The sequence below is a fragment of the Janthinobacterium longum genome (assembly GCF_051380735.1).
GTDB lineage: Bacteria > Pseudomonadota > Gammaproteobacteria > Burkholderiales > Burkholderiaceae_D > Janthinobacterium.
Genome location: NZ_JBNYXQ010000004.1, coordinates 245,998 through 268,387, shown reverse-complemented (window position 1 = coordinate 268,387; position 22,390 = coordinate 245,998). Strand labels below are relative to the sequence as shown.

Annotated in this window: 22 protein-coding genes; 13 read left to right on the top strand and 9 right to left on the bottom strand. The window is 60.9% G+C overall.

What is annotated here, in order from left to right:
- Window positions 1-2: 2 nt before the first annotated feature.
- From ACQ4WM_RS13975 to mpl, 3 genes are read right to left on the bottom strand one after another with little or no spacing between them, the layout of a single operon-like run.
- On the bottom strand, window positions 3-608 hold the full coding sequence (locus ACQ4WM_RS13975; protein ID WP_436547274.1) for a chorismate--pyruvate lyase family protein: 606 nt from the start codon (window positions 606-608) through the stop codon (window positions 3-5).
- Window positions 605-1,201, bottom strand: a complete 597-nt coding sequence (locus tag ACQ4WM_RS13970) for a YqiA/YcfP family alpha/beta fold hydrolase (RefSeq protein ID WP_436547273.1) — start codon at window positions 1,199-1,201, stop codon at window positions 605-607. The genes ACQ4WM_RS13975 and ACQ4WM_RS13970 overlap by 4 nt, the downstream gene beginning before the upstream one ends.
- A complete protein-coding gene (gene mpl, locus ACQ4WM_RS13965) occupies window positions 1,198-2,589 on the bottom strand; it encodes a UDP-N-acetylmuramate:L-alanyl-gamma-D-glutamyl-meso-diaminopimelate ligase (protein WP_436547272.1) in 1,392 nt (463 codons plus the stop codon). The genes ACQ4WM_RS13970 and mpl overlap by 4 nt, the downstream gene beginning before the upstream one ends.
- 113 nt (window positions 2,590-2,702) lie before the next feature.
- On the opposite strand from mpl, the gene ACQ4WM_RS13960 reads away from it, so the two are divergent.
- The 8 genes from ACQ4WM_RS13960 to ACQ4WM_RS13925 all read left to right on the top strand — a co-directional run bounded on the left by ACQ4WM_RS13960 (window position 2,703) and on the right by ACQ4WM_RS13925 (window position 9,669).
- Window positions 2,703-3,323, top strand: coding sequence for a hypothetical protein (locus ACQ4WM_RS13960; RefSeq protein ID WP_436547271.1), 621 nt, complete (start codon window positions 2,703-2,705; stop codon window positions 3,321-3,323).
- Between the two features lie 24 nt (window positions 3,324-3,347).
- A complete protein-coding gene (locus ACQ4WM_RS13955) occupies window positions 3,348-3,878 on the top strand; it encodes a TlpA family protein disulfide reductase (protein WP_436547270.1) in 531 nt (176 codons plus the stop codon).
- 83 nt (window positions 3,879-3,961) lie between these two features.
- Window positions 3,962-4,399, top strand: coding sequence for a type II 3-dehydroquinate dehydratase (gene aroQ, locus ACQ4WM_RS13950; RefSeq protein ID WP_436547269.1), 438 nt, complete (start codon window positions 3,962-3,964; stop codon window positions 4,397-4,399).
- A gap of 89 nt (window positions 4,400-4,488) precedes the next feature.
- The gene (gene accB, locus ACQ4WM_RS13945; protein WP_436547268.1) at window positions 4,489-4,950 is read left to right on the top strand and encodes an acetyl-CoA carboxylase biotin carboxyl carrier protein; all 462 of its coding nucleotides are present in this window, start codon (window positions 4,489-4,491) and stop codon (window positions 4,948-4,950) included.
- Between the two features lie 102 nt (window positions 4,951-5,052).
- Entirely contained in the window at window positions 5,053-6,480 is a 1,428-nt protein-coding gene (accC, locus tag ACQ4WM_RS13940) for an acetyl-CoA carboxylase biotin carboxylase subunit (RefSeq protein WP_436547267.1), read from the top strand.
- Window positions 6,477-7,421, top strand: a complete 945-nt coding sequence (gene prmA / locus ACQ4WM_RS13935; protein WP_436547266.1) for a 50S ribosomal protein L11 methyltransferase — start codon at window positions 6,477-6,479, stop codon at window positions 7,419-7,421. The genes accC and prmA overlap by 4 nt, the downstream gene beginning before the upstream one ends.
- A gap of 8 nt (window positions 7,422-7,429) precedes the next feature.
- Window positions 7,430-8,719, top strand: coding sequence for a DUF3426 domain-containing protein (locus ACQ4WM_RS13930; RefSeq protein ID WP_436547265.1), 1,290 nt, complete (start codon window positions 7,430-7,432; stop codon window positions 8,717-8,719).
- 11 nt (window positions 8,720-8,730) lie between these two features.
- Window positions 8,731-9,669 (top strand): carbohydrate kinase family protein, encoded by a 939-nt coding sequence (locus tag ACQ4WM_RS13925; protein WP_436547264.1) that lies wholly within the window; start codon window positions 8,731-8,733, stop codon window positions 9,667-9,669.
- Window positions 9,670-9,768: 99 nt separating this feature from the next.
- Here ACQ4WM_RS13925 and ACQ4WM_RS13920 read toward each other — a convergent pair whose 3' ends face one another.
- Entirely contained in the window at window positions 9,769-10,305 is a 537-nt protein-coding gene (locus ACQ4WM_RS13920; RefSeq protein ID WP_436547263.1) for a YggT family protein, read from the bottom strand.
- Between the two features lie 312 nt (window positions 10,306-10,617).
- On the opposite strand from ACQ4WM_RS13920, the gene ACQ4WM_RS13915 reads away from it, so the two are divergent.
- The 3 genes from ACQ4WM_RS13915 (at window position 10,618) to ACQ4WM_RS13905 (ending at window position 13,681) form a co-directional block, all read left to right on the top strand.
- Entirely contained in the window at window positions 10,618-11,604 is a 987-nt protein-coding gene (locus tag ACQ4WM_RS13915; RefSeq protein WP_436547262.1) for a hypothetical protein, read from the top strand.
- Window positions 11,605-12,294: 690 nt separating this feature from the next.
- On the top strand, window positions 12,295-13,170 hold the full coding sequence (locus ACQ4WM_RS13910) for an EamA family transporter (protein WP_436547261.1): 876 nt from the start codon (window positions 12,295-12,297) through the stop codon (window positions 13,168-13,170).
- A gap of 130 nt (window positions 13,171-13,300) precedes the next feature.
- On the top strand, window positions 13,301-13,681 hold the full coding sequence (locus ACQ4WM_RS13905; protein WP_436547260.1) for a translational machinery protein: 381 nt from the start codon (window positions 13,301-13,303) through the stop codon (window positions 13,679-13,681).
- A 72-nt stretch (window positions 13,682-13,753) separates the two neighbouring features.
- Here ACQ4WM_RS13905 and ACQ4WM_RS13900 read toward each other — a convergent pair whose 3' ends face one another.
- The 5 genes from ACQ4WM_RS13900 to ACQ4WM_RS13880 form a co-directional block, all read right to left on the bottom strand.
- Window positions 13,754-14,905, bottom strand: coding sequence for a ribonucleotide-diphosphate reductase subunit beta (locus ACQ4WM_RS13900; protein WP_436547259.1), 1,152 nt, complete (start codon window positions 14,903-14,905; stop codon window positions 13,754-13,756).
- Between the two features lie 70 nt (window positions 14,906-14,975).
- On the bottom strand, window positions 14,976-17,930 hold the full coding sequence (locus ACQ4WM_RS13895; RefSeq protein ID WP_436547258.1) for a ribonucleoside-diphosphate reductase subunit alpha: 2,955 nt from the start codon (window positions 17,928-17,930) through the stop codon (window positions 14,976-14,978).
- Between the two features lie 536 nt (window positions 17,931-18,466).
- The gene (locus ACQ4WM_RS13890; protein ID WP_436547257.1) at window positions 18,467-19,525 is read right to left on the bottom strand and encodes a sigma-54 interaction domain-containing protein; all 1,059 of its coding nucleotides are present in this window, start codon (window positions 19,523-19,525) and stop codon (window positions 18,467-18,469) included.
- 129 nt (window positions 19,526-19,654) lie between these two features.
- Complete coding sequence (locus ACQ4WM_RS13885; RefSeq protein ID WP_436547256.1) at window positions 19,655-19,915, bottom strand: PP0621 family protein; 261 nt, start codon at window positions 19,913-19,915, stop codon at window positions 19,655-19,657.
- A complete protein-coding gene (locus tag ACQ4WM_RS13880) occupies window positions 19,912-20,715 on the bottom strand; it encodes a cytochrome C assembly family protein (protein WP_436547255.1) in 804 nt (267 codons plus the stop codon). The genes ACQ4WM_RS13885 and ACQ4WM_RS13880 overlap by 4 nt, the downstream gene beginning before the upstream one ends.
- Before the next feature lie 261 nt (window positions 20,716-20,976).
- Here ACQ4WM_RS13880 and ACQ4WM_RS13875 point away from each other — a divergent pair, with 261 nt between their 5' ends.
- Both ACQ4WM_RS13875 and ACQ4WM_RS13870 read left to right on the top strand, forming a co-directional pair.
- A complete protein-coding gene (locus tag ACQ4WM_RS13875; RefSeq protein ID WP_436547254.1) occupies window positions 20,977-21,402 on the top strand; it encodes a MarR family winged helix-turn-helix transcriptional regulator in 426 nt (141 codons plus the stop codon).
- Between the two features lie 185 nt (window positions 21,403-21,587).
- On the top strand, window positions 21,588-22,367 hold the full coding sequence (locus ACQ4WM_RS13870; RefSeq protein WP_436547253.1) for an alpha/beta fold hydrolase: 780 nt from the start codon (window positions 21,588-21,590) through the stop codon (window positions 22,365-22,367).
- The last annotated feature ends 23 nt before the right edge of the window (window positions 22,368-22,390 follow it).

Sequence of the window (22,390 nt, the reverse complement as noted above, 5' to 3'; positions counted from 1 at the left end):
TATTATGCTTTATTGATTAATTTGTCAGTTGCAACGACAGGCGCCAATTCCAGCACCGCCGGCAGAAATACTTCGGTCACCAGCAGCAAGCCCTGATGGCGCTGATACAGGCAGCGGCGCGCAAAAAATAATGCCTGCCCTGGTGCGGCGCGCCCTTCCAGCGCCAGCGCCGCTTGCGCCCGCTGCACCAGAGGGTGGCCGGCGCGCAGGCGCGCAAATTCCAGTTCGCCGCGGCGCACCATGCGGTCGCCAAACAGCGTCGTGCCCAGCGAGCGTTCGCCCAGCGCGGAAAACAGCGGCCAGTCGGTGGCCGTGGCCTGCATCGGCACCACCGTATGGCCAAACACAACGGGCTGGCCGTCGCAGCGCAGCAGCACTTCGCGCTCCCATACCCGGCCCGCGCGGTGCAGGCCGATAATGGCCGCCTCGTCCGTCAGGCAGCGCGCCGTTTCCTGATGCAAACATTGCACGCGAAACGCGCGGCTATGGGCTTTCAGCCTGGCCGTCAACGAACCGCCGCCAGTGAGCCAGTGGCGCAAGGCGGGTGGCGCATTGACGGCGTTCACATGTGCATGCCATTGCGCCTGGCGCAGCGAACCGGGCCTCACCGGCCAGCGTCCATGCCGATGCCGCAAAATTGCAGGACCGGCACCAGATAGTCGGCAAACTCGCTGATGCCGTGGTCGCTGCCGTCGATGATCGTCTGTCTCGCCCCTGCATAATGCGCCACCATGTCGCGGTAGTCGAGCACTTCGTCGCCGGTGGCGGCGAGCAGGAAATAGCGTTCGGGCCTGGAAATCGCCGGCACGGCAAAGCCGCGCAGCTCGTCGATATAGTCACGCCTGAATTCAAACGGCTCATCGGAATGAAACGCTGTTGTCACGCCCACATGCTGCTCCAGGTCCAGCAGCGGCACGATGGCCGGGTTCAGCAGCACCGCACGGCAGTCCAGTTGCTCGGCCAGCCAGGTGGCGTAATAACCGCCCAAGGACGAGCCGATAATCGTCAAGGTACTGGTCAATTCGTGCGCCGGCACATGCTTGACCAGCGACAGTGCCAGCTCGATCGCCAGCTTCGGCGAAGCCGGCAGTTGCGGGCAGCGCCATTCGTCACTACGACCCAGCGCCTGCATCTGCGCGGCCAGCAGGCGCGACTTCATCGACAGCGGCGACGAGCGAAATCCATGCAGGTACAAAATCATCGAGCCAGGGCCTCCAGCAACTTCTGGTGCACGCCGCCAAAGCCGCCGTTGCTCATCACGATGATCTGGTCGCCGGGGCGCGCTGCTGCCGCCACGGCTGCCACCAGCGCATCGATTTCTTCATAAGCGCTGGCAATGTTTCCCAGCGGCGCCAGCGCATCAGCCAGGCTCCAGCCCAGCGCCTGCCCGCTGCCGAAGCCGAATACCAGGTCGGCATCTTTCAGGCTGCCCGGCAGCGCATCTTTCATGGCGCCCAGCTTCATGGTATTCGAACGCGGTTCCAGCACGGCCAGGATACGGCCGCTTTTACCTATCTTTTGGCGCAGGCCGCCGACGGTGGTGGCAATCGCCGTCGGGTGATGGGCAAAATCGTCATACACGGTAATATTGTCGACCACGCCGCGCACTTCCATGCGCCGCTTGACGCTCTCGAAGGTAGCCAGCGAATCGCAGGCTTGCGCAATCGGCACGCCCACGTGGCGCGCGGCAGCAATTGCCGCCAGCGCATTGCTGCGGTTGTGCTTGCCAGTCAGCGACCATGCCACATGGCCTTCGTGCTTGCCCTTGAACAGCACGTCGAAGCTGCCGTTCTCCTGTTCCGTCAGTTGCCAGTCGGCGTCCTGGCCGAAACTGTCTTGACCAAACGTTTCCTGCTCGCTCCAGCAGCCGCGCGCCAGCACGCGCTGCAGCGAGGCCTCATCGCCATTGACAATCAGGCGACCGATGCCGGGCACGGTGCGTACCAAGTGGTGGAACTGGGTCTCGATCGCATGCAGATCGGGGAAGATATCGGCATGATCGTATTCGAGGTTGTTCATCACGGCAGTTTTTGCGTGGTAATGCACGAACTTGCTGCGCTTGTCGAAAAACGCCGTATCGTATTCATCGGCTTCGATAACAAAAAAGTCGGACCCGGCGCTCTTGCCATCGATCGTGCCCGACAGGCGCGCGGAAACGCCGAAGTTCATCGGCACGCCGCCGATCAGGAAGCCCGGCGCATAGCCGGCGTCTTCCAGTATCCAGGCCAGCATGGCCGAGGTCGTGGTCTTGCCATGTGTGCCGGCCACGGCCAGTACCCACTTGTTGCGCAGGATATGCTCGCCTATCCATTGCGGACCCGATACATACGGCAGGCTGCGGTTGAGGATTTCCTCGACCAGCGGGTTGCCCCGCGAGACCACGTTGCCGATCACATATAAATCCGGGTTCAGCTCAGTCTGTTTCGGGTCGAAGCCCTGGATCAATTCGATGCCCTGGGCTGCCAGCTGGGTGCTCATCGGCGGGTAGACGTTGGCATCGCAGCCGGTAACTTTATGGCCGGCTTCCTTGGCCAGGACAGCCAGGCCGCCCATGAAGGTACCGCAAATGCCGAGGATATGAATATGCATGTGATCAGTGCAAAAGACGTGCTTGTTAATGTAGGAAACTGCAGGAAACAAAAGTAAGTGTGGGATTTTACCTGACGCCATGGTTTTTTCCGCTTCAGAGTATGATCTCGTTCATGACGACTGATGCTTTTGATGACACCAGGCAATTACGCGTGGAAATTGCCGCCGCTGCCGCCCGCCTGGTGGCGCAGGATGGCGCCGACTATGGCAGCGCCAAGCGCAAGGCGGCACGCCAGATCCTGGGCGGGACCCCAGGCGGTGCCAACGTGCTGCCAGACAACGAGATGATCGAAGGACAGCTGCGGCTCTACAATGCTTTGTTCCTAGCCGACAGCCAGCCGGCGCGGCTGTTCCAGCTGCGCACGATTGCGCTGCAGGTGATGGAGGCGTTGCAACAATTCCACCCGCTATTGAGCGGCCCTGTGCTCAACGGCACGGCCGGCCCGCACGATGAAATCTATCTGCAGCTGTTTGCCGAGAGCGCCAAGGATATCCATATTTTTCTGCTCAATAAAAACGTGGTGCTGGACATGTCGGAAACGCCGCATTTCAAGGGGCCGCGCTATGATGCGGTCGAGACGGCCAGTTTCCTGTGGAAAAATGAAGGCGTGCATGCCGCCATGTACGAACTCGACGACATGCGCGGCGCGCTCAAGCCCAAGGCGGACGGCAAGCTGCTGCGCACCGATATCGTCGGCCTGCGTACCCTGCTGAGCAAGTCTCAGGCAGAATGATCAAAAACCTTAATCTTAATGAATATGACTAAAAAGAATATTATTGCCTGTGCCGTCGTGGCCTTGCTGTTCGGCGCTGTCGGCGCGTATGTGGGCCTCAAGCATGACAAGCCGAGTCCGGCAGTGGCCGTTTCGCCCGCCGTCAATGAGCTGTATGCGCTGTCGCTGCCGGATGCGGCCGGCGCCAAGCAAGCCTTGTCGCAATGGAAAGGCAAGAATTTGCTGGTGAACTTCTGGGCGCCATGGTGCCCGCCCTGCGTGCAGGAAATGCCGGAATTGTCCGAAGTGCAAGGTGAATTTGCCGCCAAAAACCTGCAGATCATCGGCATCGGCATCGATTCGGCCAGCAATATCGCCACCTTTGCCGAGAAGGTCAAGATCGCCTACCCGGTGTATGTATCGGGCATGAGCGGCACCGATCTGTCGCGCCATTTCGGCAATGCCACGGGCGGCCTGCCGTTTACCGTGTTGATTGGCGCTGACGGCGAAGTCAAGAAGACTTATCTGGGCCGCCTGAAATTCGATCAATTGCGCGCCGACCTGGCCAAATTGTAAATTCGACAGCGTGCTTTTTTCTCTTGCCAATGCGTATCTTTGGCTGCAAAATGCGGAACTTTCGCTAAAACGGTCTTCGATACATGGCAAAAAACCTCCTTCTGCTCAACGGCCCCAACCTGAATTTGCTGGGGACGCGCGAGCCTGAGGTCTATGGCGCCAGCACCTTGGCCGATATCGAGCAGGCGGCGATGGCGCAAGCTCTGGCGGCCGGCGCCGATCTGGTATGCTTCCAGAGTAACCATGAAGGGGCGCTGATCGATCGTATCCACGCCGCGCGAGCGGAAGGGGTGGACGCGATCATCATCAATCCAGGTGGCCTGACACATACCAGCGTGGCTTTGCGCGATGCGCTGGCGGGAGTAGCCATTCCGTTCGTGGAAGTGCATATCTCAAATATTTACCAGCGCGAAACGTTTCGTCATCACTCATTCCTGAGCGCAATCGCGCAGGGGACGATCTGCGGGCTGGGTATCGATGGATATCGGCTTGCCATCGACTTTGCGCTTAAAAAGCGTTAATCTACGCGATCTGCATGCAATTAGCGCGGCGACGGGTTTTTTGACCGTGCCGCACCACTTATAAAACAATACATTCCTAGGGGTTTCACATGGATCTACGAAAACTCAAGACCTTGATCGACCTGGTCGCCGAATCGGATATCGCAGAGCTGGAAGTGACCGAAGGCGAAAGCAAGGTTCGCATCGTCAAATCGTCGGCCATGCCGCAAAACCAGATGGTCATGATGCAGCCGCAAGGCATGCAAGCCCCTTACCAGACCGCCCCGCAAGCCGCACCTGCGCCGGCAGCAGCCCCCGTAGTGGCCGCCGAGCCGACCGGCTACGTGGTCAAGTCGCCGATGGTCGGCACCTTCTACCGTTCGTCCGCTCCTGGCAGCGCCGCTTATGTTGAAGTTGGTTCCACCGTAAAAGAAGGCGACACCCTGTGCATCATCGAAGCGATGAAGCTGCTCAATGAAATCGATACCGACAAAGCCGGCGTCGTGACCCAGATCCTGGTGGAAAACGGCCAGCCGGTCGAATTCGGTCAACCCCTGTTCGTGATCGGCTGATACCCTGTCCACACGGCCGGCAACGGCCGTGTGCAGTTTAACGCCCCTCACACTTGTTGTTCTGCCGGCTAGCCGGCTCTCACAGACATACGCGAACCTACCATGTTTGAAAAAATCCTGATTGCCAACCGTGGTGAAATCGCCCTCCGTATTCAGCGCGCCTGCCGCGAAATGGGCATCAAAACGGTTGTAGTTCACTCTGAAGCCGACAAGGACGCAAAATACGTCAAGCTGGCCGACGAATCCGTTTGCATCGGGCCGGCCCAGTCGACCCTGAGCTACCTGAACATGCCAGCCATTATCAGCGCCGCTGAAGTGACGGACGCGCAAGCGATCCACCCCGGTTATGGCTTCCTGTCGGAAAACGCCGACTTCGCCGAACGCGTCGAAAAATCGGGCTTCGTCTTTATCGGACCCCGTTCCGAATCGATCCGCCTGATGGGCGACAAGGTCTCCGCCAAGCAGACCATGATCAAGGCCGGCGTGCCGTGCGTGCCAGGCTCGGAAGGCGCGTTGCCGGACGATCCGAAAGCGATTGTGCAAATTGCCCGCAAAATCGGCTACCCGGTCATTATCAAGGCAGCCGGTGGCGGTGGCGGACGCGGCATGCGCGTGGTGCACACCGAAGCGGCCCTGATCAACGCCGTGGCGATGACCAAGACCGAAGCCGGTACCGCTTTCGGCAACCCTGAAGTGTATATGGAGAAGTACCTGGAAAATCCGCGCCACGTGGAAATCCAGATCCTCGCCGACGAACACAAGAACGCCGTCTGGCTCGGCGAGCGCGACTGCTCGATGCAGCGCCGCCACCAGAAAGTGATCGAAGAAGCACCGGCGCCGGGCATCCCGCGCAAACTGATCGAAAAGATCGGTGACCGTTGCGCCGAAGCGTGCCGCAAGATCGGCTACCGCGGTGCCGGCACGTTTGAGTTCCTGTATGAAAACGGCGAGTTCTACTTCATTGAAATGAACACCCGCGTGCAGGTGGAACACCCGGTCACGGAAATGATCACCGGCATCGATATCGTGCAGGAACAGATCCGCATCGCCGCCGGCGAAAAACTGCGCTTTCGCCAGCGCGACGTGCTGCTGTCGGGCCATGCCATCGAGTGCCGCATCAACGCCGAAGATCCGTTCAAGTTCACGCCATCGCCAGGCAAGATCATTTCCTGGCACGCACCAGGCGGCCCAGGCATTCGCGTCGATTCGCATGCCTACGCCGGCTACTACGTGCCGCCACACTATGACTCGATGATCGGCAAAGTGATCGCTTACGGCGCCACGCGCGAGCAGGCGATACGCCGCATGCAGATCGCCCTGTCCGAAATGGTGGTCGAAGGCATCAACACCAATATCGCCCTGCACCGCGAGCTGATGATCGATGCACGCTTTATCGAAGGCGGCACCAACATCCATTACCTGGAACAGAAGCTGGCCGACATGCCGGACCTGGGCAAGAACATCCACGGTGAACCGCCGAGCATCGCCAAGAAATCCGAAATCAAGGCGGACGCCAAGGCGGGTGCATGAGCTGGACTGAAATCGTCATCGAAATCGCCCGCGACAACGCCGAGGCGATGTCCGACGCGCTGATGGAAGCGGGCGCCCTGTCGGTGTCGGTGGAAGACGCCGACGAAGGCACCGATGCCGAGCAGCCGCTGTTTGGCGAGCCCGGCATGGAGCCTAAGGAAGCGGCGTGGGAACGCAGCCGCGTGGTCGCGCTGACCGATGTCGACGCCGACCAGGCAGCCATCGTGGCAGCCGCTGCGGCCGCCATCGGCCTGGCCGACGCGCCGGCGTTCACTACCCGCCCGGTCGAAGAGCAGGACTGGGTACGCCTGACGCAATCGCAGTTCGCACCAATTCACATCGGCAAGAATATCTGGGTCGTGCCCAGCTGGCACGAAGCACCCGATCCTGACGGACTGATCCTGGAACTGGACCCTGGCCTGGCCTTCGGTACCGGCAGCCATCCGACCACGCGCCTGTGCATGGAATGGCTGGAAGCCCATCCGGCACCCGGCAAGAATGTGCTCGACTATGGTTGCGGTTCCGGCATTCTGGCGATGGTTGCAAAAAAGCTGGGTGCGCAGACCGTGGCCGGCGTCGATATCGACCCGCAGGCGATCGAATCGGCGCGCGACAATGCCGAGCGCAACCAGTGCGAGATCGAATATTTCCTGCCAGATACATTTGCCACGTCGGCACACGCCATGGCGAAGTTTGACATTGTGGTGGCCAATATCCTGTCGAGCCCATTGAAACTGATGGCGCCGATGCTCTCGGGCCGCGTGGCTGACGGCGGCGCCTTGATATTGTCCGGCGTGCTGGCGCGCCAGGCAGAAGAAGTGGCGGCAGCTTATGCCCCATTCATCAAGCTTGGCGTATGGGCCGAGCAAGACGGCTGGGTGGCCCTGCACGGCCGCCTGGGCAGCGATGCCGCTCCTGCGCCCCGCGCGCAAGGTGCGTAAGCACAGCAATGGCCCTCGCCACCAAATGCCCCCATTGCAACACGATATTTCGGGTCGCCGCTGACCAGTTGAAATTACGTGGGGGCATCGTACGCTGTGGCACCTGCAAGGAAGTCTTTGACGGCAATGCCGCGCTGGTCGAGCCAAGCGCGGCATTGTTGCCATCGGTTGCCCCGGCACCGCTACCGGCAACACCATCGTTGCCGCCCTTGCTGGCGCTCGATGTTCCCGACCTGCCCCAGCCCGCCACCAGCGACGACGCTGAGCCGGTATATACGCTCGACTTCGATACCTCGTTCGATCCTTTTGGTATCTTGCCGGCAACGGCGCAACTGAACGCCGATAAAGACCTGGTGCAAGAGGACGAGGAAGCGATCGAGCTCGACCTCGATATCGACCATGCGCCTGGAACAGGCGCCGAACCCGCAACAACAGTCGAACCCGAGGCCGAGCCAGCCCCCGCGCCGGCAATGGCCGCGCTACCCGTACCGAAGGCGCCCTTCCGCCGCCGCGAAACCGATGAAGCGCCCGCCTTTGTCACCTATCTGCGCGACAGCCGGCGCGAGCCGAAGTTCGAGGCCGACGCACCGGCAGCAATCGCGTCGCCAACAAAACCTGAAGTCGAGCCATATAAAGTCAGCCTGGACAAACCTGCGCAAGCGGCCCCGGCCGGCACGCGCCAGGAACCCACGCTGGCCGACCATTCCTTCGACCTGCCGGCCGGCAGCACGCCTGCGGTGGATGAACTGCATGTGCTGGAGGAGTTGCCGCCAGTTGAAGAGCCCGCCTTCGTGACCCAGGTCCGGCGCCGCGAACAGAGCGGCAAGGCCATGCGCGTGGCAATGGCGGCCGGCGCGGTGGCCTTGTTGCTGCTGTTGCTGCTGCAGGTGATGACCACCTTCCGCAATCCTCTGGCAGCGCAGTTTCCGCAGTTTAAGCCGGCACTTGCCGCGCTGTGCTCGGCAAGCGGCTGCCAGGTCGACCTGCCGGCGCAGATCGAAGCGCTGGCCATCGAGCAGGGTGAATTGCAAACGCTCGCGCCAGGCCGCTTTTCCTACATATCGCAGTTGCGCAACCTGGGCCGCAGCGCGCAAGCATGGCCACACATCGAGCTGCTACTTAACGACGACGATGGCAAACCCGTGCTGCGCCGCGTGGTGGCGCCGCGCGATTACCTGCCAGCGGGCACCGATGTCGCCAAGGGCTTTGCGCCGCGCTCGGAGCAGAACATCAAACTGTATTTCACCCTGGACCAGCTCGCGGCGTCCGGCTACCGTATCGCCATCTTTTACCCTTGACTGACACTCACATGACCAAAACTTCATTGATCTGCGGCTCGCTCGCCACCGACACCATCATGCAATTCCCGGGCCGTTTCGGCGAATCGCTGCTGGCCGACCAGTTGCACAAGGTGAACGTCTCGTTCCTGGTGCCCACCATGCGCACCGAGTTCGGCGGCTGCGCCGGCAATATCGCCTACAGCCTGAAAATGCTGGGCGGCGACCCGCGCATCGTCGGCGTGATGGGCCAGGACAGCGCCGCTTACCTGGAGCGCCTGCAAAAGCTGGGCATTTCCACCGCCAATATCCTGATCAAGGCCGACAGCTACAACGCGCAGTGTTTCGTCACCGCCGACTGCGACAACAACCAGATCAATGCCTTCCACCCGGGCGCCATGTCGTTCGCGCATGAAAACCCGATCGCCAGCGCCGGCCCTGCACGCGTCGCCATCATTTCGCCGGACGGCGACCAGGGTATGCTCAAGCACGCCGCCGACCTGGCCGAGCTGGGCATTCCCTTCATGTTCGATCCGGGCCAGCAATTGCCGCGCTTCAATGGCGAACAATTGATCGACTTCATCAACAAGGCGACCTATGTGTCAGCCAACGATTATGAGATGGAAATGTTGATGGAACGCACGGGTTTGACCCTGCCGGAAATCGCCAGCCGCCTCGAAGCGCTGATCGTCACGCGCGGTGAACATGGTTCGGAAATTTATACGGACGGCAAGCGCATCGACATTCCTGTCGTGGCCGCCAGAGAAGTGCTGGACCCGACCGGCTGCGGTGACGCCTACCGTGCCGGCTTGCTGTTCGGCATCACTAACGGCCTGGGCTGGGAAACCAGCGGTCGCCTGGCCAGCCTGCTGGGCGCCATCAAGATCGCCACCCAGGGCGCGCAAAACCATGTGTTTACGGCGGAAAGCATCGCTGACCAGTTTGAAGCGGCGTTCGGTTACCGCTATTGAACCGGCGAACCCCGTTAAGGCCGGGGTCAGACCCCCTCGCCCGCTAGCAATGAACTCTGAGTTTGCGGCATTGAGGGTCTGACCCCAGTACTACCTGCATCATCTGCCCAGCACAAAAATCATCCCCACCAGCATCTGCGCGATCTGCAGCAGTATCAACGCCACCAGCAGCGACAAATCCAGGCTGCCCACCAGTGGCACCACCTTGCGAATCGGACGCAGCAGTGGCTCGTTCAGGGCTCGTACGAATGGCGCCAGCGGCGCATGCGGGTTGACCCAGCTGAAGATCGCCTCGATGATCAGCAGCGCCATGAAACCGTACAGTATCCATTGCAGAAAGCGCTGCAGGGCTTTCAGCAGCACCGCCTCGACCGACAGGCCGGCGATAAACCAGATGCAGGTGGCCAGCAGCACGATCACGAAAGCGCCGATCAGGCTGGCCCAGTCGTAGCCGCCCACGCCCGGCACGATGCGGCGCAGCGGGCGCACCAGCCAGTCGGTCAATTGAAAGGTGAACTGCGCCACCGACGACGGCGGACGCACGCGCACGGCCTGCATCCAGAAGCGCAGCAGCAAGACGCCGCCCAGCAGCGTGGCAATGGTATCAACGATCAATGTAAGGATAGTGATCAGCACAACAAATTCTCCAAAAAAAAACCGCTGTGTGATGATCACACAGCGGCGTGTTGCCTCATCCAGGCACCCGCTTCGTCACATTACGATGGGCGGGTGCTGGTTGGGAATGGCCAGGCTGCGGCAGGTGCCAACACGGTTTTTGCTACGGGTGCGATCGGCGCTGCCGGTTTGGCCGCTTCCGCTTTCGGCGCGGCCTTTTTAGGCGCAGCCTTTTTGGCTGCCGGCTTGGCTGCGGCAGGCGCTGCAACTGCAGGTTCTGCTGCGGCTACCGGCGCTGCTGCGGCCGGAGCGGCTGCTGGCTTGGCGGCTGTCTTGGCAGCCGGTTTTGCTGCTGCTTTGGCCGCAGGTTTCGCCGCTGGCTTGGCTGCTGCCTTGGCCGCAGCTTGCGCTGCCGGTTTGGCTTCTGCTTTAGTTGCAACCTTCGCTGCTGGCTTGGCCGCGACTTTAGCTGCCGGCTTGGCCGCTGGTTTTGCTGCAACTTTGGCTGCTGGCTTGGCCGCAGGTTTCGCGGCAGCTTTCGCTGCAACCTTCGTCGCAGGCTTGGCTGCAGGTTTTGCTGCTGCTTTCGCCGCAGGTTTCGCTGCTGGCTTGGCGGCTGCCTTCGCTGCGGATTTCACTGCAGGTTTCGCTGCTGCTTTAGTTGCAACCTTGGCCGCAGGTTTCGCTGCCGCTTTTGCCGCTGGTTTGGCGACTGCCTTGGTCGCAGCTTTGGCTGCTGGCTTGGCGGCAGGTTTCGCTGCGGCTTTGGTTGCAACCTTCGCTGCTGGCTTGGCTGCTGCTTTGGCCGCTGGCTTGGTTGCAGGTTTCGCTGCTGGCTTGGCGGCAGGTTTAGCTGCTGCTTTGGCCGCCGGCTTGGCTGCAGGTTTCGATGCTGCTTTCGCTACTGGCTTGGCTGCGGCTTTGGTGGCAACCTTCGCCGCTGGCTTGGCGGCTGCTTTAGTGGCAACCTTTGCTGCTGGTTTGGCGGCAGGTTTCGCTGCGGCTTTAGTGGCAACCTTCGTTGCCGGCTTGGCTGCCGCTTTGGCAGCAGGTTTCGCTACCGGCTTGGCGGCTGCCTTCGCTGCTGGTTTGGCTGCTGGTTTGGCTGCTGGTTTGGCTGCTGGTTTGGCTGCTGGTTTTGCTGCGGCTTTGGCTGCTGGCTTGGCGGCTGGTTTTGCTGCAGCTTTAGTTGCTGCAGGTTTGGCGGCAACCGGCTTGGCTGCGGCTGCTGGCGTTTTCGCGGCAGGGGCAGCTTTGGCGGCTGGTTTCTTTACTTCTGATTTCTTAGCGGCTGTTGCCATTTGTCTCTCCTTCATCTGAGATGAAAAATTTAAGCTACAAGATTTAAACCCGTCCAACCCACCACAGGGATAGGCCAGGCGAATTATTCATCGGCACAAACGGTCGTTTGCGCTAATGAATTCGGCACCAGCTGAACTGCTGCAACTCCTCACGTTTGCAGCACTTCAGCCATCGTCGGTGCCACCCTGCTCTATCTCGCAGCTGGTGGCAAAGTCTGAATTCGGGTGTTTCGTTTTCGATGCCGTGCGTTTGTTCCGCTCCTCGCATCGCGTTCGCCACCACTGCGTATCATCAAATAAAAAACCGCCATGCCTGAAAAAATTCGGGCACGGCGGCAGACGAAAACGGTGTGGTTTTGTGCATATCCGTGTAAATCTGTATCCCTGGTTTGCGAGCTTTTGCTGGCGTCGCGCTGGTCAAAAAACCCCGCATACTACCACTCGTATTTGCAATCGTCCTAAAGTACACGAAAACCTTGTCCATGCGCAACCGGCACGATACGTTTTCAAGGGCTTTTTTGCAGGGATAGGCGTGCTAACGTACAAAGCTGCAGCAAATGGCCGGTTTGGCTGCGGAGCTACCGATATTTGCACGCGCCGTACAAGCTCATTAGGCGGATCATGGTGGCACAACTTCACACGCGATTTGCCCTCATGCCCAGCATTTTTTTGCACTAAAATTCCACACTCTGCCGCCATCGCATCGACCATGTCACGCCACACATCTTTTATCCCCATGCTGGCCATTCTGGGCGCTGTCACCGCGCTTGGCCTTGGCACCTCGTGGGCCAAGCACTCGCTGTTCCCCGTGGTCGGTGCACAGGGCACGACGGCCGTACGCGTTGGTTTTTCAGCGCTGTTGCTGCTGCTGTTCTGGCGCCCGTGGCGCTGGGCCTTGAGCGCTGCCGACGCGCGCACGGTGGCCCTGTATGGCGCGGCGCTGGGCGCGATGAATCTGTCGTTTTATATGTCCTTGCGCACCATCCCGTTCGGGATTGCGGTGGCGATCGAATTTGCCGGTCCGCTGGCCGTGGCGCTGTTTTCCTCGCGCCGCCCGCTGGACTTTGCCTGGGTGCTGCTGGCGGCGAGCGGACTGGGACTGCTGCTGCCACTGGGCCATGATCTCAGCACGCTCGATCCCGCCGGCGTGCTGTGCGCCTTGAGCGCCGCCGTGTTCTGGGCCACCTACATTATCTTCGGCAAGCGCGCCAGCCATCTGCATGCGGGCCATTCGGTCTCGCTGGGCCTGTTCGTGGCTGCGCTGGTGGTGGTGCCGGTCGGCGTGGCGCATGCGGGCAGCGCGCTGTTGTCGCCGCTGATACTGGCCACCGGGTTGGGCGTGGCGCTGATTTCCAGCGCGATCCCGATCTCGCTCGAGATGGTGGCCCTGAAACGATTGTCGCCGCAGGCTTTCGGCATCATGGCCAGCATGGAGCCGGCCGTGGCGGCCCTGCTGGCGCTGCTGCTGTTGGGAGAGTACCTGAGCGCCATGCAATGGCTGGCGATCGTGCTGATCGTCGCGGCGTCGGTCGGCAGCTCGGTGACAGCGCAGCGCAGCAAGCGCCAGTACATGGCCGCTCCGTGAGTTAGCGTACCGATCAGCATGGGCCGTGCGCCTACCATGAACGAGTTGCCGAATTGCCCGGAGACGTCCGGACGGCATGCTACCCCCTGTGGCGCCAAGGCGTCCTCACGCAACCCAACGAAAGTTTCCCATGTCACTCAACAACACCGTCGTCTGGCTCGACCATGTCAAAGCCCATGTCATCCATTTCGACAAGGACGCTTCCGAATCCGAATCACTGAAAACGCACTCGACGCATGCCCACCCGCACATCAAGCACGGCGACAGCCACGCCAGCGAAGATGACAACACGCGCTTCTACAACGATATCGCGGACGCGCTGAAAGACAGCCAGCAGATCCTGGTGGTCGGGCCGGGTGGCGAAAAGACCGCCTTTGTCAAGCACGTGGGCACCAATGCAGCGGCAATTGCCGACAAGATCAAGGCGGTGGAAACGGTCGATCATCCTTCCGATGGCCAGTTGCTGGCCTTTGCACGCCAGCATTTCATCAGCGCAGGCGGCTTGCAGTAAACGCCGGCGTGTCATGAAAAAACCCCGCCAGCTGGACTCCAGCTGGCGGGGTTTTTTTGAAGGCAAAGCAGTTTATTCCCAATTCAGCGCGCCGCCGGTCTGGTATTCCGTCACGCGCGTTTCGAAGAAGTTGCGTTCTTTCTTCATGTCGATCATCTCGCTCATCCACGGGAATGGATTTTCCTCTTGCGCGAACAGTGGCTCAAGGCCGATCTGCTGGGCGCGGCGGTTGGCGATAAAGCGCAGGTACCCCTTGAACATCGGCGCATTCAGGCCCAGCACGCCGCGTGGCATGGTGTCTTCGGCATACGCATATTCCAGGTCAACGGCGCGCAGGAACAGCGCCTTGATCTCTTCGCGGAATGCAGCCGTCCACAGCTGCGGGTTTTCCATCTTGATGGTGTTGATCAGGTCGATGCCGAAGTTGCAGTGCATCGATTCGTCGCGCAGGATGTACTGGTACTGCTCGGCGGCGCCCATCATCTTGTTCTGGCGGCCCAGCGCCAGGATCTGCGTAAAGCCGACGTAGAAGAACAGGCCTTCCATCAGGCAGGCAAACACGATCAGGGACTTGAGCAGCTTCTGGTCGTTTTCCGTCGTGCCGGTAGTAAACGTCGGGTCGGTCAGCATGTCGATGAACGGAATCAGGAATTCATCCTTGTCGCGGATCGACTTGACTTCGTTGTAGGCGTTGAAAATTTCGGCTTCATCCAGGCCCAGCGACTCCACGATGTACTGGTAGGCGTGGGTATGGATCGCTTCCTCGAAAGCCTGGCGCAGCAGGTACTGGCGGCATTCCGGCGCCGTGATGTGGCGATAAGTACCCAGCACGATATTGTTGGCAGCCAGCGAGTCGGCGGTCACAAAAAAGCCCAGGTTGCGTTTCACCAGGCGGCGTTCGTCTTCCGTCAGGCCGTTCGGGTTTTTCCACAGCTCGATATCGCGCTGCATGTTCACTTCCTGCGGCATCCAGTGGTTGGCGCAGCCGGCCAGGTATTTGTCCCAGGCCCATTTGTACTTGAACGGCACGAGCTGGTTGACGTCGGTCTTGCCGTTGATGATGCGCTTGTCGTCGGCATTGACGCGGCGCGCTACCTGCTCGGCGTTCGCTTCGGACGGCTCGGCGCCGGCTGGCAGGTTCAATTCGGTATTGCCCAGTGGCGCTTGCTGCGCCGGACGCGGCACGACTGCCGGCGTGGTTTCATCATCCCAGGATAAGGACATAATTATTTCTCTCTTGAAATGCAGCTATTCACAATATTCAGCCCGGCGCTGCCGGGCTGACCACTCAAACTTATTGGCAGGCTTCGCACTCTTCAAAGCCGTCATCACCAGGACGCAGGTAGCAAGCTTCGCCATCCGCATCATCCGCCGCGGCGGCAATCGCCACTGGCGCCACGGCGACGGCTGCCGCCGCCACACTCGCTGCCTGGGCACTTTGTGCGCTGGCCGACATGCCGCCGTCAACTGCCACGGCGTTCAGGGCGCCAGTTTTGGAGGTTGATTTCTCCATGTGGGTGGCGGCGATGGTGCGCAGATAGTAGGTGGTTTTCAGGCCGCGCAGCCATGCCAGTTTATACGTTTCGTCCAGTTTCTTGCCCGATGCGCCAGCCATGTAGATGTTCAGCGATTGCGCCTGGTCGATCCACTTCTGGCGGCGTGATGCGGCTTCCACCAGCCAGCTCGGCGACACTTCAAAGGCGGTGGCGTAGATATCGCGCAGGTCTTGCGGAATGCGGTCGATTTTCACCAGCGAACCATCGAAGTATTTCAGGTCCGAGATCATGACTTCATCCCACAGGTCGCGTGCCTTCAGGTCGCGCACCAGGTAGCCGTTGATCTCGGTGAATTCGCCCGACAGGTTCGATTTCACGTACAGGTTCTGGAACGTCGGCTCGATACAGGCCGATACGCCGATGATGTTCGAAATGGTGGCCGTCGGAGCGATCGCCACGCAGTTCGAATTGCGCATGCCGAACTTGGCGATGCGTTCGCGCACCGGCGTCCAGTCCATCGCCGACGAGGTATCGACTTCCAGGTAGCCGCCGCGCTCTTCCGCCAGCAACTTGACGGAATCCTGTGGCAGGATGCCGCGGTCCCACAAGGAACCTGCGTACGACTCGTAGCGGCCGCGTTCTTCGGCCAGTTCGGTCGAAGCCAGGTAGGCGTAGTAGCACACCGCTTCCATCGAAGTATCGGCAAACGACACGGCTTCGTTCGAGGCGAACGGGATGCGCATCATGTGCAGGCAATCCTGGAAGCCCATGATGCCCATGCCGACCGGACGGTGGCGCATGTTCGAATTGCGCGCCTTGTCGACGGCGTAGTAATTGATGTCGATCACGTTGTCGAGCATGCGCATGGCGGTACGCACGGTCTTGGCCAGCTTGACGTGGTCGAGCTTGCCTTCTTTCATGTGCGCCGGCATGTTGACGGAACCGAGGTTGCAGACGGCGATTTCATCGGCGCTGGTGTTCAGGGTGATTTCCGTGCACAGGTTCGAGCTGTGGACCACGCCGACATGCGACTGCGGGCTGCGGATATTGCATGGGTCCTTGAAGGTGATCCATGGGTGGCCGGTTTCAAACAGCATCGACAGCATCTTGCGCCACAGGTCCAGTGCGGCGATCTTCTTGAACGAACGGATTTCGCCGGCCGCCGCTTTCGCTTCGTAGCCCAGGTAAGCCGTCTCGAAAGCCTTGCCGACCTTGTCGTGCAGGTCCGGCGTTTCCGATGGCGAGAACAGGGTCCACTCGCCTTTTTCCATCACGCGCTTCATGAACATGTCGGGAATCCAGTTGGCCGTGTTCATGTCGTGGGTGCGGCGGCGATCGTCGCCCGTGTTCTTGCGCAGGTCGAGGAATTCCTCGATATCCATGTGCCAGGTTTCCAGGTAGGCGCAAACGGCGCCCTTGCGCTTGCCGCCCTGGTTCACGGCCACGGCCGTGTCGTTGACCACTTTCAGGAACGGCACCACGCCTTGCGACTTGCCGTTGGTGCCCTTGATGTGGGCGCCCAGGGCGCGCACTGGCGTCCAGTCATTGCCCAGGCCGCCTGCATATTTGGCCAGCAGCGCGTTGTCCTTGATGGCGTCATAGATGCCTTCGAGGTCATCGGACACGGTGCTCAGGTAGCACGACGACAGTTGCGAGCGCAAGGTGCCCGAGTTGAACAGGGTCGGCGTCGAGCTCATGAAGTCGAACGAGGACAACAGGCTGTAGAACTCGATGGCGCGCGCTTCGCGGTCCGATTCGTTCAGGGCCAGGCCCATGGCCACGCGCATGTAGAACGCCTGCGGCATTTCGATGCGCACGTCACGGATGTGCAGGAAGTAGCGGTCGTACAGGGTTTGCAGGCCGATATAGCCGAATTGCAGGTCGCGGTCGGCCACGATGGCTTTTGCCAGGCGTTCCAGGTCGAAGGTGGCCAGCACCGGGTTCAGCAGTTCGGCAGCAATACCCTTGGCGATATAGGCCGGGAAATAGCTCAGGTACTCACTGGCGGCGGCCGCTTGCGGCACTTCCTTGCCGAACACTTCCTTGCGCACCGTGTGCAGCAGGATGCGGGCCGTCACTTGCGAGTAGGCCGGATCTTTTTCCATCAGCGCGCGCGCTGCCAGGATGGCCGACTTGTGCAGTTCTTCGACCGGTACGCCGTCGTACAGGTTTTTCACGGTTTCAGCCAGGATGGCGTCGGCGTCGACGTGCTTTTCCAGGCCGGCGCAGGCGGCGTTGATCAGGTCGCGCACTTGCTGCATGTCGAGCGGGCGGCGCACGCCGTTGTCCAGCACGTTCAGTTGCGGTGCGGCCACTTGCGCGGAAGCACCCAGCGCTTCCTTCTGCAAACGGCGCTCTTCCATGTGCTTGGCGCGGTACAGCACGTAGGCACGCGCCACGTCGTGCTCGCCCGAACGCATCAGCGACAGTTCAACCTGGTCCTGCACGTCTTCGATATGGAAGGTGCCGCCGCCCGGCTGGCGGCGCACCAGCGCTGCGACCACGCCGGCCGTCAATTGTTCCACCAGTTCACGCACGCGGGCGGAAGCGGCGCCCTGGCCACCGCTCACGGCCAAAAACGCCTTGGTCATGGCGATCGCGATTTTCGAAGGCTCAAATGCCACCACCGCACCATTGCGGCGGATGATGCGATAGTCGCCCATGGCCGCGCCGGTGCTAGCCACGCTGTGCGCCGCGCCTGGCGCTGGCAGTACTGGCGTTGGATGGATGGAAATATCTTGAGGTGATTGCATTGAAGCTCCCGTTGTCAGCTAAAGTCAGCCTGCAGTTTTGCTGCCGCGTGTGTGGTTGAATAGAACGCCCGATGGTCCGGGCTTCTTCCGGTATTGATTGATAAAAACTACATTATTAAGGCGTCAGATGATACAAATGAAAACAGCCTGCCCTCACGGCCATGATAGGCGCGAAGCATGTCTCTAAGGGTGATAAACCGCCAGTGTCAACATTGCCAGTTGAGCACCCAGAGGGTGTTGGCGCTGGCTGGACACTAATGCTGAAAACATCTGTGATGGCACTACATTTAGTAACTACATCTAATTTATGCACTAATTGTAGTACCCATCGATGGCAGGCGCAATACTTTTTCCGCCTCTGTCCCGCTTAATTTTTACGATTTTCTGCACGAATTCAATTGACTTTTCAGGGCATGGATAACAGGCCCGGCACCCGCATAGTAAGCACTAACGCAGGCCGCTGCGGACCGCAACCAAACCGGGACCGGCATTATAATCTACCGCGCCGCTGCCATCCCGGCACCGGCTTTTTCGGCTCAGCCCGGGGGTTCGCGCAGTTGTAATTTTTGCATGCGGTAGCGCAGCTGGCGCACGCTGATACCCAGTTGCCGCGCCGCCCGTGCGCGGTGGTAGTGCGTCTGCGCCAGTGCCTGCAAGATCATCTCGCGCTCGGTTTGCAGCAGGAACAGCTGCAGCGGCACGATGGGCACCCCACCGTGCGCCATGCCGGGCAGCGGCAATTGGCGGCCGGGCAAGCCGGCGTGCAAGGCCGTTACTGGCGCAGGCGCGGGCGCAGATGCAGCTACAGGCAAGCCCAGCCCATCGACCGTGATCATGCCGCCCTCGGCAAAGGCCAGCGCCCGCTCCAGCAGGTTTTCCAGTTCGCGCACATTGCCGGGAAAAGCATGGCGCGCCAGCGCCGCCAGTACCGCCGGCGCCAGGCGTATGCCTTGCCGTGGCGCCAGCCGCGCCAGGATCGCCTCGCAAAGGGCCGGCAAGTCGCCCAGCCGCTCGCGCAAGGGCGGCACCGCCAGTTCGATCACGTTCAGGCGGTAATACAGATCCTGGCGAAACGTGCCGGCGGCCACGCCGCGCGCCAGCCCATGCTGGCTGGCACACAAGATGCGCACGTCGACCGCCTCATCGGCGCTGCCACCGAGTTTGCGCACGCGGCGCTCCTGCAGCGCGCGCAGCAGCTTGACCTGCATCACCAAAGGCAGGTCATCGACCTCGTCGAGCAGCAGGCTGCCGCCGTCGGCTGCCTGGAACAGGCCCTGGCGTTCATGCAGCGCGCCCGTGTAGGCACCCGGACGACTGCCAAACAACTCCGCTTCCACCAGCGCCTCGGGAATGGCGCCGCAATTGACGGCAATAAAAGGGCCATCGGCGCGCGCGCCCTGGGCGTGGATGGCGCGCGCCACCAGCTCCTTGCCGCTGCCCGATTCGCCACGGATCGCCACCGGCGCCCTGGCAGTGGCAATACGCGCGATCTGCGCCCTCAATGCCTGCATGGCGGCCGAACTGCCGCTCAGCTGCGGCGCTGATGCAATGGGCGCAAGATGGCCGGCGGTGGCCCCGGTACGCAAGCTGGGCATGGTGATCCTTTCAGCAAGGACTGCGGTCAAGCACGACAATTAAGCGTGACACGACCATGCTACGCCTGGCCGCTGGCCGAGGGCGTTACGATACGGATGAGCAATGCGGGAAGAAAACGACCAGTGTCGTTACACAGTGGCGTGCGCGTGGCTGCAGTAGTCGTGGCCCTTGGCCTGCACGTTTTCGGAGGCCGGGTAATACACGCCGCAGTGGGCGCAGCACAGCATCAGCTCGGCGTCGGGCAGCTCGGCAACGCGGCCGGGCGGAGTAAAGGGATTGGGCTGCTGCCGTTGCTGCTGCTGGGCACGCTGCTGCACGCTGCGAATCTTGCTGCGGATCGCGAACACCACCAGGAACACCAGCGCCAGCCAAAACAAAATACGGGTCATAAAACTCCTCGGTGCAAAACCACTTCCAGTACAAAACGGCTGCCGACATAGGCCAGCAGCAAGGTGGCAAAGCCGGCCAGGGTAAATGTCAGCGCCGTCTTGCCGCGCCAGCCGCGAAAGCGCCGTCCGGCCAGCAGCACGGCAAACAGCAGCCACGACAGCATGGTAAATACCGACTTGTGATCCCAGGTCAGGGCCTTGCCAAATAATTGCTCAGAAAACACGATGCCCGACAGCACGGTCAGGCTCAGCAAAATAAAACCCAGTCCTATCATGCGAAACAGCAACTTTTCCATCGTCAACAGGGCTGGCAACTGGTCCAGCGCACCCGAAAAAAAGCCGCGCCGCTCGCTGCGCGTGTGCAGACGCGACTCCTGCAGCGCCATCAGCACGGCGTGAAAAGCGGCAATCGTCAGAGTGCTGTAGGCCAGCACCGCCACCGTGATATGCCAGCCGAACACAGCCGATTTGCCTTCCAGTACCACCTGGTTACCGGGAAAGGCCCAGGCCAGGACGAGCGCCAGCACGGCGCAGGGCATGACCATGCGGCGCAAGCCGTCGAGGCTGAAATTGCGGTTCTCTATCCAGTAGGCGCCCACCGATACCCACAGCGCGGCCGACAGCATGGCGGAAAAACCGAAACGCAAGGTACCGGGCGCCATCAGGTCGAACCACAGGGTGGCGCCGTGCGACAGCCAGGCCAGGCCGGTCAGCGCGGCGATCAGCCTGCCCTGCGACGAGGGAAGAAACGCGCATACCGCATACGCCAGGGCGGCAAGGAAAAAGAAATAAGTCTGCATGTTTTAAGTTTACACCATAGCCGGCCAGCGCGAATCGCGCAGCAGCACCCACGGCTGCCGGCAGCGCTGGCGCGCAATGCGAAATAGCCTGCCATGATATCGCGCCTGAGGCTGGACCGGGTGGCCTGCTCTCAAGATTTCGCGAATCTTCCTGCAGCACGGCACGGCAAGCTTGCCGGGCATTGCGGGATATTGCTGAATTTGCCAAACGCGCCGATTATCGTTAGGCTGGCGCCACCCCCGCTTTCTGATTGCCTTGCCATGCCCTCCTCCAGCCTCGACGATAAATTGTGTTTCCAGCTCTATGCCACCTCGCTGAAAATGACGCAGCTCTACAAGCCGATGCTGGCCGCCATCCGTCTGACGTATCCGCAATACCTGGTCATGCTGGTGCTGTGGGACCAGGAAGGCCTGGGCATCAAGGACCTGGCCGAGCGCCTGCAGCAAGATTCCGGCTCGATTACGCCGCTGGTCAAGCGGCTTGAAGCGGAAGGTTATCTGCTGCGCCAGCGCGATCCGCGCGACGAGCGCAACCGCGTGCTGACCCTGACGCCGGCCGGCCGCCAGCTGCGCCAGGCCAGCAGCGTCATCGATCAGGCGATTGCCGACAACTGCAGCGTGATCGCACCGGAATTCGAGGTCATGATGGAAGGCTTGCGCAAGCTGAACGCCAGGCTGGGCACCTGAGGGCGCAAGCCCGGTCAACTTTCTTTAAAAATATATTGCGCACTAATTATTAGTGCGCTATTCTTCTTGCGTCGACTGGCTGCACAGCTTCAGACAAGAAGGCCAGGTCGATCTCACCAGTCATTTTTTTTATCAATTACTTAGCTCACTAAATAATAGTGAGCTATAAAAAAAGGAATCCTTCCATGTCGTCCATCCCTTTCAAAGCTTCCCTGCTTGCCGCCGCCATCGCCTCGGGCGCCGCATTTGCTCCCGTCCATGCGGCCGCGCCTGCACAACAAAATGCCGACACCACCGTGGTGCTGGTGCATGGCGCGTTTGCAGACGGTTCCAGCTGGGACAAGGTGATTCCCTTGCTGCAGGCCAAGGGCTTGAAAGTGGTGGCCGTGCAAAATCCGCTGACCTCCCTGGCTGACGATGTGGCCGCCGCCCAGCGCGTGATCGATGCCCAGACCGGCCGCGTGATCCTGGTGGGCCACTCCTGGGGTGGCACCGTCATCACGCAAGCAGGCACCAGCGACAAGGTCAAGGCGCTGGTCTACGTGGCGGCCTTCGCGCCATCCGAAGGCGAGGCATCGGGAGAGTTGGGCAAGGACTATCCGACGCCGCCGGGCATCGCCACCCTGACAGCGGACGCTGCCGGTTTCCTGTATCTGCCGGCAGAATCGGTCAGGGTCAATTTCGCCCAGGACCTGCCCGCCGCCCAGACCCGCTTGATGGCCGCTACCCAGGGACCGATCCACGGCAAGGCGTTTGCCGACAAGACCACCGTGGCTGCCTGGAAAAACAAGCCCAGCTATTACATCGTGGCCGGCAAGGACCGCATGATCGCGCCGGAACTGCAGCAGGCATTTGCGAAGAAGATCAATGCCACCACCACCGTGCTGCAAACCAGCCACGTGCCGATGCTGTCGCAGCCAAAACAGGTAGCCGAAGTGATCCTGGCGGCCGCCGCCAAGCGTTGAACTGCGCGCAGACGGTCGGCCTG

What these genes read in the sequence shown, in the direction of transcription:
- ACQ4WM_RS13970 (WP_436547273.1), bottom strand. Translation starts at nt 1,201, where the DNA reads ATGATTTTGTACCTGCATGGATTTCGCTCGTCGCCGCTGTCGATGAAG.
- mpl (WP_436547272.1), bottom strand. Translation starts at nt 2,589, where the DNA reads ATGCATATTCATATCCTCGGCATTTGCGGTACCTTCATGGGCGGCCTG.
- ACQ4WM_RS13960 (WP_436547271.1), top strand. Translation starts at nt 2,703, where the DNA reads ATGACGACTGATGCTTTTGATGACACCAGGCAATTACGCGTGGAAATT.
- ACQ4WM_RS13955 (WP_436547270.1), top strand. Translation starts at nt 3,348, where the DNA reads ATGACTAAAAAGAATATTATTGCCTGTGCCGTCGTGGCCTTGCTGTTC.
- aroQ (WP_436547269.1), top strand. Translation starts at nt 3,962, where the DNA reads ATGGCAAAAAACCTCCTTCTGCTCAACGGCCCCAACCTGAATTTGCTG.
- accB (WP_436547268.1), top strand. Translation starts at nt 4,489, where the DNA reads ATGGATCTACGAAAACTCAAGACCTTGATCGACCTGGTCGCCGAATCG.
- accC (WP_436547267.1), top strand. Translation starts at nt 5,053, where the DNA reads ATGTTTGAAAAAATCCTGATTGCCAACCGTGGTGAAATCGCCCTCCGT.
- prmA (WP_436547266.1), top strand. Translation starts at nt 6,477, where the DNA reads ATGAGCTGGACTGAAATCGTCATCGAAATCGCCCGCGACAACGCCGAG.
- ACQ4WM_RS13930 (WP_436547265.1), top strand. Translation starts at nt 7,430, where the DNA reads ATGGCCCTCGCCACCAAATGCCCCCATTGCAACACGATATTTCGGGTC.
- ACQ4WM_RS13925 (WP_436547264.1), top strand. Translation starts at nt 8,731, where the DNA reads ATGACCAAAACTTCATTGATCTGCGGCTCGCTCGCCACCGACACCATC.
- ACQ4WM_RS13910 (WP_436547261.1), top strand. Translation starts at nt 12,295, where the DNA reads ATGTCACGCCACACATCTTTTATCCCCATGCTGGCCATTCTGGGCGCT.
- ACQ4WM_RS13905 (WP_436547260.1), top strand. Translation starts at nt 13,301, where the DNA reads ATGTCACTCAACAACACCGTCGTCTGGCTCGACCATGTCAAAGCCCAT.
- ACQ4WM_RS13900 (WP_436547259.1), bottom strand. Translation starts at nt 14,905, where the DNA reads ATGTCCTTATCCTGGGATGATGAAACCACGCCGGCAGTCGTGCCGCGT.
- ACQ4WM_RS13895 (WP_436547258.1), bottom strand. Translation starts at nt 17,930, where the DNA reads ATGCAATCACCTCAAGATATTTCCATCCATCCAACGCCAGTACTGCCA.
- ACQ4WM_RS13890 (WP_436547257.1), bottom strand. Translation starts at nt 19,525, where the DNA reads ATGCCCAGCTTGCGTACCGGGGCCACCGCCGGCCATCTTGCGCCCATT.
- ACQ4WM_RS13885 (WP_436547256.1), bottom strand. Translation starts at nt 19,915, where the DNA reads ATGACCCGTATTTTGTTTTGGCTGGCGCTGGTGTTCCTGGTGGTGTTC.
- ACQ4WM_RS13880 (WP_436547255.1), bottom strand. Translation starts at nt 20,715, where the DNA reads ATGCAGACTTATTTCTTTTTCCTTGCCGCCCTGGCGTATGCGGTATGC.
- ACQ4WM_RS13875 (WP_436547254.1), top strand. Translation starts at nt 20,977, where the DNA reads ATGCCCTCCTCCAGCCTCGACGATAAATTGTGTTTCCAGCTCTATGCC.
- ACQ4WM_RS13870 (WP_436547253.1), top strand. Translation starts at nt 21,588, where the DNA reads ATGTCGTCCATCCCTTTCAAAGCTTCCCTGCTTGCCGCCGCCATCGCC.